This window comes from Streptomyces sp. NPDC017056, from assembly GCF_044332485.1.
Classification (GTDB): Bacteria; Actinomycetota; Actinomycetes; order Streptomycetales; family Streptomycetaceae; genus Streptomyces.
In genome coordinates, this window is the sequence record NZ_JBIRPD010000007.1 from 397,351 (window position 1) to 408,067 (window position 10,717).

Annotated in this window: 9 protein-coding genes; 6 read left to right on the plus strand and 3 right to left on the minus strand. The window is 72.3% G+C overall.

Annotated elements, in window-relative coordinates; genetic code table 11:
- The first annotated feature begins 21 nt into the window (after positions 1-21).
- On the plus strand, positions 22-681 hold the full coding sequence (locus ACH4OW_RS16130) for a TetR/AcrR family transcriptional regulator C-terminal domain-containing protein (RefSeq protein WP_398028192.1): 660 nt from the start codon (positions 22-24) through the stop codon (positions 679-681).
- On the opposite strand, the gene ACH4OW_RS16135 is transcribed toward ACH4OW_RS16130, so the two are convergent.
- Genes ACH4OW_RS16135 through ACH4OW_RS16145 form a run of 3 tightly spaced genes read right to left on the minus strand, consistent with a single transcriptional unit; the run spans position 641 to position 4,232 of the window.
- Positions 641-1,885, minus strand: coding sequence for an acyltransferase family protein (locus ACH4OW_RS16135; protein WP_398028194.1), 1,245 nt, complete (start codon positions 1,883-1,885; stop codon positions 641-643). The two genes, ACH4OW_RS16130 and ACH4OW_RS16135, sit on opposite strands and share 41 nt — an antisense overlap.
- On the minus strand, positions 1,882-3,255 hold the full coding sequence (locus tag ACH4OW_RS16140; RefSeq protein WP_398028196.1) for a polysialyltransferase family glycosyltransferase: 1,374 nt from the start codon (positions 3,253-3,255) through the stop codon (positions 1,882-1,884). Before ACH4OW_RS16140 ends, ACH4OW_RS16135 begins: the two co-directional genes overlap by 4 nt.
- Positions 3,255-4,232, minus strand: coding sequence for a glycosyltransferase family 2 protein (locus ACH4OW_RS16145; protein ID WP_398028198.1), 978 nt, complete (start codon positions 4,230-4,232; stop codon positions 3,255-3,257). The genes ACH4OW_RS16140 and ACH4OW_RS16145 overlap by 1 nt, the downstream gene beginning before the upstream one ends.
- A 223-nt stretch (positions 4,233-4,455) precedes the next feature.
- Between ACH4OW_RS16145 and ACH4OW_RS16150 the strand changes: the two genes are divergently transcribed.
- The 5 genes from ACH4OW_RS16150 to ACH4OW_RS16170 all read left to right on the plus strand — a co-directional run bounded on the left by ACH4OW_RS16150 (position 4,456) and on the right by ACH4OW_RS16170 (position 10,566).
- Positions 4,456-5,748: a DUF6716 putative glycosyltransferase gene (locus ACH4OW_RS16150; protein ID WP_398028232.1), complete on the plus strand. Its 1,293-nt coding sequence runs from the start codon at positions 4,456-4,458 to the stop codon at positions 5,746-5,748.
- A 53-nt stretch (positions 5,749-5,801) separates the two neighbouring features.
- The gene (locus ACH4OW_RS16155) at positions 5,802-7,022 is read left to right on the plus strand and encodes a cytidylyltransferase domain-containing protein (RefSeq protein WP_398028200.1); all 1,221 of its coding nucleotides are present in this window, start codon (positions 5,802-5,804) and stop codon (positions 7,020-7,022) included.
- 21 nt (positions 7,023-7,043) lie between these two features.
- On the plus strand, positions 7,044-7,976 hold the full coding sequence (locus tag ACH4OW_RS16160; RefSeq protein WP_360136694.1) for an N-acetylneuraminate synthase family protein: 933 nt from the start codon (positions 7,044-7,046) through the stop codon (positions 7,974-7,976).
- 173 nt (positions 7,977-8,149) lie between these two features.
- Positions 8,150-9,160, plus strand: a complete 1,011-nt coding sequence (locus ACH4OW_RS16165) for a hypothetical protein (protein ID WP_398028202.1) — start codon at positions 8,150-8,152, stop codon at positions 9,158-9,160.
- A gap of 182 nt (positions 9,161-9,342) precedes the next feature.
- Positions 9,343-10,566, plus strand: coding sequence for an amidohydrolase (locus ACH4OW_RS16170; protein WP_398028234.1), 1,224 nt, complete (start codon positions 9,343-9,345; stop codon positions 10,564-10,566).
- Positions 10,567-10,717: the final 151 nt, after the last annotated feature.

The window sequence follows — 10,717 nt, forward strand, 5'->3', positions numbered from 1 at the left end:
TAACGGTGTTAAATTGTCAACGTGGCTACGAGACTCGACCGGAAACTGGTGACGGACACCGCCCTGCGGCTGCTGAACGACGTCGGCCTCGAAGGGCTCACGCTGCGCCGCATCGCCAAGGAGCTGGACGTCCAGGCGCCCGCGCTCTACTGGCACTTCAAGAACAAGCAGGAACTGCTCGACGAGATGGCCACCGAGCTGTACCGGCGGATGAACGAGCCGGTGCTCGCGGCCGGCGGCGGCTTCGGCGGTGACTGGAAAGGCATGCTCACCACGGCGTGCCTGGGCATGCGGCGCACGCTGCTCCGCTACCGCGACGGCGGCAAGGTCTTCGGCGGCACCCGGATGCGCGACTGGGCGCCGATGCAGCCCATGGAGACCTACCTGGCCTCGCTGACGGAGGCCGGGTTCACGCCGGACCGGGCCGCGCGCGCCTGGTTCACCACGTACGCCTACACCATCGGCTACGTGATCGAGGAGCAGTCCGTCTTCCCCGTGCCCGGCGACCCGGAGCGCGACCCGGCGTACGACCAGGAGGACCGGGTGCGGCGCCTGGGCGCCGACTATCCGCTCACGGCCGGGGCGGGCGCCGAGATGTTCGGCGACACCGCCCGCGGTTTCGAGGACGGCCTGCGGGTCGTCATCGCCGGGATCGAGGCCGTGCTGCTGCACGACCGGTAGGCGGCGGGTCGAGCGCCCGTTTCAGTACGGGGGCGAGCGGGCGTTCCACCCAGCGGTGCAGCACCCACGCCAGCCCCAGCATCAGCCCGACCGTCAGGACGAGGACCGCGTACGACGGCAGCCGCAGACCACCGTGCAGCGCCTGCACGACCACCCAGCCCAGGTGCTCGTGCACGAGATAGAACGGGTACGTCAGCGCCCCGGCGACGGTCAGCCAGCGCCAGTCCGCCCACCGCATCCGGCCCAGCGCGATCGCCGTCACCAGGGCGAACCCCGCCGTGACGATCGCGATGATCACCAGTGCCGAGCGGTAGGAGAAGGCGCCGGGGGAGGGCGGGTGCCAGAGCCCGGCCACCGCGTAGTGCTGGCCGGTCAGCCAGCTGACGCCCACCACCGCCCACGCCACCGGGTCGCGCCCGCCGTAGCGGTGCAGCAGGTAGCAGCCGATGCCGCCGATGAAGAACGGCGCGTACTGCGGCATCAGCACGACGTCCAGCGCAGGGACGTGCGCGGCCTGCGCCAGCGCCGCCGCCAGCGTCCAGCCCGCGCAGAACAGCACCACCCGGCGGCGCGTGGCACCCGGCAGGATGACGCACAGCGCGAACAGCGCGTAGAACCGCATCTCGGCCCAGAGCGTCCAGCACACGCCCAGCACCCGCTTGGCGCCCAGCGGCTGCTGGAGCATGGTCAGGTTCGTCAGCACGTCACTCGGGCCCAGCGCCTTGAACGCGACCCACGGCAGCGCGAAGACGGCCGTCACCAACAGGACCGCCACCCAGTACGCCGGATACAGGCGCGAGACGCGGGACGCGACGAAGGAGCGCAGCGAACGCCCCCAGCCGCTCATGCAGATGACGAAGCCGCTGATGACGAAGAAGATCTGCACACCCAGGCAGCCGTACGCGAACACCACGTGCAGCGTGGGGAACTGGTGCGCCGGCGAGCTGCCCCACGCCTTGGCTATCTCGCCGCCCCGGCCGCCGAGATGGTAGGCGGCCACCATGAGGGCGGCGAGCAGCCGCAGCCCGTCCAGGGCGCGCAGGCGCGGCGCGCCGCGGGAACGCTTGCCGGGCGGGGCCGCCGCACCGCCGCGTACGTCCGGCGCGGCGTGCACCGGCCGGGGCAGCAGGGTGGACACGGGGGACGAGGGCGGTCCGGCTACCGCTGCGGGCGGCGGCGCCTCGGCGGGGAGCTGTGCGGTCATCCGAACGTGGCCCGCTTCTTCAGGCGCCGCTGCATCGCCCGCGCCCGCCGCGCGACCCGGCGTACGGCCGCGTTGCGCGGGATGAAGGACAGCTGGGACGGGAGCGCGCCGGGCAACCCGAGCGCGGTCAGCCGGCGGCGCTTGAAGTAGCGCCAGGTGCGCTCGTTCAGGTGGGCGGTGAGATAGCGCTCGGCGACCGGGCGCAGGTCCGGGTAGATCTGGTTCTGCATCGCGTAACCGACCGCGCTCACCAGGCCGTTGAGGTGGGTCGGCGCCGGATGCGCGCCCGGCTCGTCCGCCAGGTCGGGCACCAGCGCGTCGACGAGGGTGACCGGGATGCGGTTGCTGTTCTGGTACGGGGTCAGGCGCTCCAGCAGCAGGGCCGTGCCGGTGCGGGCGGTCGGCAGGCCGTAGAACGCGGACGCCGTCAGCAGCGCGGTGGAGAAACAGCCGACCACGAGGGCGGGCCGCGTCCGCCGGTAGAGCACCTCGGCGAGGACCGGCACGTCCAGCACGGTCAGCGCGACGCCGAGGCGTTCCGCCTCCCGCTCCAGCGACCGCGACCAGCGGGCCGGCGCGGACGGGTGCGGCTTGAACACCACTTCCTTGTGCCCGCGGCGGGCCGCGCCGCGCAGCATCCGGGCGTGCAGCTCCTCCTCTTCCTCCGGCGTGAGGATGCCCAGCGCCGACAGGTACTGCCCGAGGAGCAGCGCGGCACCCTCCGGCACGTCGCCCAGAGCCGGCACGCCCGGCGCCCCGGCCAGCTCGTCGAGCACCGCGCGGAAGGCGTCCGCCGACACGGTCTCCGAAGGGACCCCGAACTCCGTGAGCAGCAGCGGTTTCAGGCCCGGCACCAGATCCAGGTGCAGCAGGCGGCGGACGCGGGTGCCGACCAGCGGGTCCAGCTTGCTGCGGGTCGGCCCGTAGCTCATCAGCCCGTCCGCGTACACGTCGACCGGCGCGTCGGGGAAGAGCTGCGCCAGCGCCAGCGCCGGGTGCACCTGGATGGACTCCACGACCAGCTCGACCGGGTCCTCGCCCAGGTCCCACAGCAGCCTCAGGTGCCGTTCCCACAGCGGGACGTCGTCGGAGCGCGGGGACCAGCCGCCGGGGTGGAACGGGCTGATCGTCTCGTTCCACGACAGGACTCCGTCGAAGCGGCCGCGCAGCCGCTCGCAGCCGGGCATCCGGTCCAGGGGCGTGGACGTCTCGGGGGTCGCGGCGTTGTTGCTGACCAGCAGCAGCCTGCGGGCGGCCGGCGCGAAGCGGTCCGTGTCCAGCGCGGCGGCGAGCGTCGCGGCGCCGTACAGGGTGGACGCCAGGAAGATCTGCGTACGCGGCCGGGCCGGTGCGCCGGTGCGGACGGCCATCAGGCGGCCACCTCCGCCGGTACCGGGCGCCGGCGCAGCCGTCGCAGACGGGAGGCGCGCTGCATGTCCATCGAATCCAGTGCTTCCTTCAGTACGTCCTGCGGCATTCTCTTCAGCGCCGCCGCGCTCATCGCGCGCAATTTACGGGCGACCTGCGGCTCGAATCGTTCGATCGAACCGAGATGGTGGGAAATGATGGCGCAATAGGTGCGTACGGCCTTGGGCAGCAATCGCTCCGCGTCCCGGTCCTGCGCCGTTTCTTCGATCACCTGATCAAATGCGCGGATGAAATCGAGCTGCCGTACGTCCCCGATCTGCGTGAGCGAAGAAGCCACCCCGCGCCGGTAGAAAACCCCGAGCAGTCCGGAAACCGCCATCGACCGCGCCTCGCGGTGCAGCCGCCAGATCCACGGTCGGTCCTCGGCGGTGCGCAGCCCGTGCCGGAAGTGCAGCAGCCCGTCGTCCAGCAGCCTGCGGTGGTAGATGCCGGCCCAGGCGAAGGCGTAGTCGACGGAGGTGGAGCGGTCGGCGGGCAGTATCACCTCACGCGGGTCCAGCACGACGTTGCGGCGGCCGTGCGGCACGCGGTGCACCGAACGGGCGCGGCCGGTGCACTGGACGTGGTCGGTGCGCACGAAGTCGCACCCCAACTCCTCGATGGTGGCGAGAAGTTGCTCGTAGTAGCCCGGCGCCAGCCAGTCGTCCCCGTCCAGGAACGCCAGGTACTCGCCGCGGGCCGCGTCCAGGCCGGTGTTGCGGGCGGTGGCCAGGCCGCCGTTCTGCTCGTGCCGCAGCACTCTGGCGCCCGGCAGCTCGCCTTCGGCCCGCGCGAGGATCTGCGGCGTCTCGTCGCCTGAGCAGTCGTCGACGAGCAGGAATTCGAAGTCCTCGCGGGCGTTCGCCGCCAGGCTTCGCAGGGTGTCGGGCGCATATGTCTGCACGTTGTAGAACGGCACGACGACAGAGAGCTTAACCACCCGGGTGACGTTAGGCGCGGCCCCGGCATTCGTCTTGACGGGACGCGTACCCCAGCGTGAACGAAGAATGGCGGGATGGTTAACCGGGCAGTCGGCCCTGTCGGTTGGGCAATCGGCGGCGCGCTGTTAACCCGTTGTTGCGACCGAGTTGGCCCGCTGAACGGAACGCCTTCCTAGCGTTTTCGTCGTGCCCACTCGTACCACTTCCCCGCCGCGTGTCGCGGTGCTCGCGGATTCGGATACCCGCTGGAAATGGGGCGCTTTGACAGCGTACCGCATCCAATCGGACATCCAGTTGGACGGATATCTGCTCCGCGGCCGCGCCACCCCCACGGTCCGCCAGCTCCGAGAGGTCGGCGCCCGTGCGGACACGCTGCGCGAAATCCGCGGCGCGGACTTCCTGGGGCTGATGAAGGACACCGCGCGGTACGACGTGGTCGTCCTCGCCTGCGTCGGCGGCGCCGTCCAGGCGATACTGCACGGCCTCGCCCGCGCCTGGGACGGTGCGCGGCGGCGGCCCGTCGTCGTCACCGGCTACGTCGGCGTCGTCTACGAGAAGCTGGCGGACGGCCTGCTGCTACGGCACGGCGCCGACGTGGTCCTCGCCAACTCCCGTCACGACGCGGACCGCTTCCGCGCGGTGTACGAGGGCGTCGGCGCCGACGGCGGCAGCGTCGTCGAATGCGCCCTGCCCTTCCTGGGCGGCGCCCCCTACGAGCCCGCCGCCGAAGGCCGCCCGTACACGGTCGTCTTCGCCGCCCAGCCCTCCGTACCGGACCGCCGCGAGGACCGTACCTACCTCCTGCGCCGCGCCGTCGAACACGCCCGGCGCAACCCCGGCCGCGAAGTGCTGATCAAGCTGCGCAGCAAGCCCGGCGAACACACCACGCACATCGAAGAACTCCCGTACCAGAAACTCGCGGCCCGCCTCCCCGGCGGCCTGCCCCCCAACTGCCGCCTGGCCTACGGGAACATGGGCGAGATCCTGGACCGCACCGACCTGATGGTGACCGTCAGCTCGACCGCCGCCCTCGAATCCCTGCACCGGGGCATCCCCACCGCCGTCCTCACCGACCTCGGCATCCGCGAAGCCCTCGGCAACCACCACTTCCTCGGCTCCGGCTGCCTCGCCTCCTGGGACGAACTCGACGCCGGCCACCACCCCACACCCGACCCGGAGTGGCTGGACCGCCAGGGTGTCGCACCAGGAGACGCGTACCCGACCGCCTTCGACGCCGCCCGCGCCCGCGTCACCGCCCTGCGCACCGCCGACCGCCTGCCGCCCCTCACCCCGTACTACACACCCCGCACCGCCCCCGGATACCTCCCCGGCATCCTCGCCCGCTACGGCCTCGACCCCCAGGGCGAACCGCTGCCCGGACAGGCCGCCGAGCCCGCCGAGGCCGGCGGGCTGCGCCGGCTCGCCCGCGACACCGTGCGCGACGCCGCCCGCGGCGCGTACCGCCACGGCGTGCAGCGCGTCGCCCCCGCCATCCGCCGCTGGGGACAGCTGTGAGCCGCCCACCCGCCCGCCCCCGGAGCCCCCACGGCCCCCGGAAGGAGCCCGCAATGCCGACCTCACCGAGCCGTACGGCCACGCCCACCGTCGTGGCCGTCATCCCCGCCCGCGGCGGCTCCAAGGGCGTACCCGCCAAGAACCTCGCCGCGGTCGGCGGCGTCCCGCTGATCGCCCGCGCGATCCGCGAATGCCGCGCGGCCCGGCTCGTCACCGACGTCGTGGTCTCCACCGACGACCCGGGCATCGCCGCCGCCGCGCGCGGCGCCGGCGCCGTCGTCGTGCGCCGCCCGGGCGACATCGCGGGCGACACCGCCACCAGCGAGGCCGCCGTCCTGCACGCCATGGACGCGTACGAGGCCGAGCACGGCAAACCCGTCGACGCGGTCCTCCTCGTCCAGTGCACCAGCCCCTTCCTGGTCCGCGAGGACATCGACGGCGTCGCCGCCGCGGTCGTCGAGTCCGGCGCCGACAGCGCGCTGACCGTCGCGCCGTTCCACGGCTTCGTATGGCGCGAGGACGCCGGGCCAGGCCCCGCCACCGCCACCACCTCCACGGGCGTCAACCATGACAAGTCCTTCCGCCCCCGCCGCCAGGACCGCCCCCAGGACTTCCTGGAGACCGGCGCCGCGTACGCCATGGACGCCGCCGGCTTCCGTGCCGCAGGACACCGCTTCTTCGGCCGCACGGAACTCGTACGCACCGACCCGGCCCGCGTACTGGAGGTCGACGACCCGCACGACCTCGCCCGCGCCCGCGTCCTCGCCCCCCTCCTCGACACCGCCCGCCCCGGCGCGCTGCCGACCCGCGACGACATCGACGCGGTCGTACTCGACTTCGACGGCACCCAGACCGACGACCGGGTGCTCGTCGACTCCGACGGACGGGAAATGGTCGCCGTGCACCGCGGCGACGGCCTCGGCATCGCCGCCCTGCGCAAGGCGGAACTGAAGCTGCTGATCCTGTCCACGGAAGTGAACCCGGTCGTCACCGCACGGGCGGACAAGCTGCGGCTGCCCGTACTCCACGGCATCGACCGCAAGGACCTCGCCCTCAAGCAGTGGTGCGAGGAACAGGGCATCGCGCCGGAACGCGTGCTCTACGTCGGCAACGACGTCAACGACCTCCCGTGCTTCGGCCTCGTCGGCTGGCCCGTGGCGGTCGCCGGCGCACACGACGTCGTACGCGGCGCCGCCCGCGCCGTCACCTCCACCCCCGGAGGCAGCGGCGCGATCCGCGAGATCGCCTCGTGGATTCTCGGCCCGACCCTCTAACGAAGTAAGGAACTCACCCAGATGACCAGCAACTCCCGCCTCCGCACCCTCGGCGACCGGCTCGTCGGCCCCGGCCGCCCCGTCTACGTCACCGGTGAGATCGGCATCAACCACAACGGCGACCTGGAGAACGCCTTCGCGCTGATCGACGCCGCCGCGGACGCCGGCTGCGACGCCGTGAAGTTCCAGAAGCGCACCCCCGAGATCTGCACCCCGCGCGACCAGTGGGACATCGAGCGCGACACCCCCTGGGGCCGGATGACCTACATCGACTACCGCCACCGCGTGGAGTTCGACGAGGACGGCTACCGCGCCATCGACGAGTACGCCAAGAAGCGCTCCATCGCCTGGTTCGCCTCCCCCTGGGACGTGGAATCCGTCGCCTTCCTGGAGAAGTTCGACGTCCCCTGCTACAAAGTCGCCTCCGCCTCCCTCACCGACGACGAGCTGCTGCGCGCCATGCGCGCCACCGGCCGCACCGTCATCCTCTCCACCGGCATGTCCACCCCCAAGCAGATCCGGCACGCCGTAGAGGTCCTCGGCAGCGACAACATCGTCCTGTGCCACGCCACTTCGACCTACCCCGCCAAGGCCGAAGAGCTGAACCTCCGCATGATCCACACCCTCCAGGCCGAGTACCCCAACGTCCCGATCGGCTACAGCGGCCACGAGACCGGCCTGCAGACCACCCTCGCCGCCGTCGCCCTCGGCGCCGCCTTCGTCGAGCGCCACATCACCCTCGACCGCGCCATGTGGGGCTCCGACCAGGCCGCCTCCGTCGAGCCCCAGGGCCTGACCCGCCTGGTCCGCGACATCCGCACCATCGAGGACTCCCTCGGCGACGGCGTCAAGAAGGTCTACGACAGCGAACTCGGCCCGATGAAGAAGCTGCGCCGCGTCGCCGGCGTCGTCGCCGAAGCCGAGACCGCCGACCGCGAGCCGGCCTCGGTCTGAACGCCGTGAGCTCACCAGACGGGGCCTGCGGCCCGCCCCGGGAGGCGGCGGGGACTCCCGTCCGCCGCCTCCTGGGGGTACCCCGGCAGCACCGCGGACCCGGCGCCGGAACGCAGGACACCCGCGCCGCCAGAAGGGACGCCCGGCGCGCGGCCGCCGGCACCCTCGCCTTCGTGGAGAGCCCGGTACAACTGCTGAACGTCCTGGAATGGGCGCACAGCGAACAGGCCGCCGCCCTCACCGTCGTCGTCCTCGCCCCGCACGACCCGATGACCCGCGGCCAGCTCCGCCGGATGGCCGAACTCGCCCGCGAAGAAGGCTTCTCCGTACGCTGGGAAGAAGCCCGCGGCGGCGCGGGCGCACCACTGCGCACCATCGGCGGCCTCACCCCGCAGCTGAGACGCACCGGCCGCGTGGTCATCGGCGACCCCTTCTCGCGCTACGTCCAGCTGCTCCTGACCCTCACCCGCGCCCGCGACCTCGTCGTGGTCGACGACGGCACCGCCACGATGGAGTTCGTCACCCAACTGGCCACCGGCGAACGCCTCGTACGCTGGCACCGGCACGGCGGCGGACGCGGCCCGCGCGACATCCTTTTCGCGCCATTCTCGGCCGCCGCCCGCCGCCGCCTCACCCCCGCCCGAAGCGGACGCCGCACCATCGGCCTCTTCACCTCCATGCCCGTCGAACCGGCACCGGGCATCCACGTCCTCTCGAACGAATTCGCCTGGACCAGAAAGCGGTTCGGGCCGCCCCGGCTCGCCCGCGGCACCGACATCGTCGGCACCTCCCTCGTCGAGACCGGCGTCGTCGACCCCGACCACTACCTGGAAGCCGTCCGCTCGCTCGCCCGCACACACGGCGCCACCCGCTACTTCGCCCACCGGCGCGAGTCCGCCGGCAAACTCCACCGCCTCGCCGGCGAAACCGGCCTGCAGGTCGTACGCCCTGACCTGCCACTGGAACTCATCGCCCGGCGCGGCCCCATCGGGCGCCTCGTCCTCAGCTTCCCCTCCACCGTCGTGCACACGCTGCCCCTCGCACTCGCCGGCACCGGCGCCCGCGTCGCCGTGTGCGACATCGACCCGGCCTGGCTGACGGACAAGGCGTCACCACGCGCCGAAGGCTTCCTCTCCGGAGTCACCGGCACAGCCAAGGACGTCCAGCGGCTGCCCGCCCCGTGACACCCCCCGCGCAACCGGCCCGAACGATTCCGCGAAAAAGCGGAACCAGTACTGGTACCCCCGTGATGACCACTCCATGCGCCGGGCGGCCTAGATTTCCTTCCCCTATCGGGCTGAACTTTTGTTGATCGAGGGACAGTTGCCCCAACCGCCCCCGTACCCTTCAACGGGTGAACCACTTGATGTCCCGCGAGGCCGAAACCGAAGACGCCCCTGCCGGGGAACCTCTCCCCGGCGCGCTGCCGGAAGCGCTGCGCGCCGAACTCATCGCGTTCCGCCGCGACTTGCACATGCACCCAGAACTCGGCAACCAGGAGTTCCGGACCACCGCCGCAGTCAAGGCACGCCTGGAACAAGCCGGCCTCACGCCGCGCGTCCTACCCCTCGGCACCGGCCTGACCTGTGACATCACGCCCGGCCTGACACCATGGGACAGAACCCGGCCCATGCTCGCCCTGCGCGCCGACATCGACGCGCTGCCCATCCCCGACACGAAGACCGTGCCCTACCGCTCGACCGTCCCCAACCGCGCCCACGCCTGCGGCCACGACGTCCACACCACCGTCGTCCTCGGCGCCGGCCTGGTCCTCGCCGACCTCGCACGCCAAGGTCTGCTGCCGCGGCCGGTACGCCTGCTCTTCCAGCCCGCCGAGGAAGTCCTCCCCGGCGGCGCCACCGACGCCGTCGAAGCCGGCGCGCTCGACGGCGTCGGGCGCATCCTCGCCGTCCACTGCGACCCCCGCGTCGACGCCGGACGCATCGGACTGCGCGCCGGCGCGATCACCTCCGCCTGCGACCGCCTGGAAGTCCACCTGGACGGCCCCGGCGGCCACACCGCCCGCCCCCACCTCACCACCGACCTGGTCACCGCGGCCGCCCGGGTCGCCGTCGACGCCCCCGCCCTCCTCTCCCGGCGGGTCGACACCCGGGCCGGGCTCGCGGTCACCTGGGGACGCCTGGAGGTGGGCCACGCCTGCAACGTCATCCCCCAGCACGCGGAGCTGGCCGGCACGGTCCGGTGCCTGGACCTGGACGCCTGGCGGGACGCGCCGGACCTGGTCCACGCGGCCATCGACGAAATCGCGACGCTGCACGGGGCGAAATGCCAGGTCAACTACGTACGGGGAGTGCCGCCCGTAGTGAACGAACCGGTCTCCACCCAACTCCTCCACGACGCGATGACCGCCCGCCGCGGCCCGCACGCCGTCGAGGGCACCGAGCAGTCCCTCGGCGGCGAGGACTTCTCGTGGTACCTGGAGCGCATCCCCGGCGCGATGGCCCGCCTGGGGGTACGGCCACCGGGTAGCAGCGCGCGGTACGACCTCCATCGTGGCGACTTCGACGCGGATGAGACGGCGCTGGACGCGGGAGTGGAGCTGTTTACGGCTGCGGCGCTGTTGTCGTAACGGTCGCGCGCGGTTTTCCCACTTGCCTGGTCGCGCTGCGCGCGATTGCGCCCACGGTCCGGTGGGTGGGGGGCCGGGGCCCCGCAGGGGTCTCTCCTCACCGCAGTCGCGGAAGCCTTGTCTGGAAAGCTGAACCTGGTGTTGCGACGTG

Coding starts and splice junctions, on each gene's coding strand:
- ACH4OW_RS16160 (WP_360136694.1), top strand. CDS start 7,044: ATGACCAGCAACTCCCGCCTCCGCACCCTCGGCGACCGGCTCGTCGGC.
- ACH4OW_RS16170 (WP_398028234.1), top strand. CDS start 9,343: ATGTCCCGCGAGGCCGAAACCGAAGACGCCCCTGCCGGGGAACCTCTC.
- ACH4OW_RS16135 (WP_398028194.1), bottom strand. CDS start 1,885: ATGACCGCACAGCTCCCCGCCGAGGCGCCGCCGCCCGCAGCGGTAGCC.
- ACH4OW_RS16155 (WP_398028200.1), top strand. CDS start 5,802: ATGCCGACCTCACCGAGCCGTACGGCCACGCCCACCGTCGTGGCCGTC.
- ACH4OW_RS16140 (WP_398028196.1), bottom strand. CDS start 3,255: ATGGCCGTCCGCACCGGCGCACCGGCCCGGCCGCGTACGCAGATCTTC.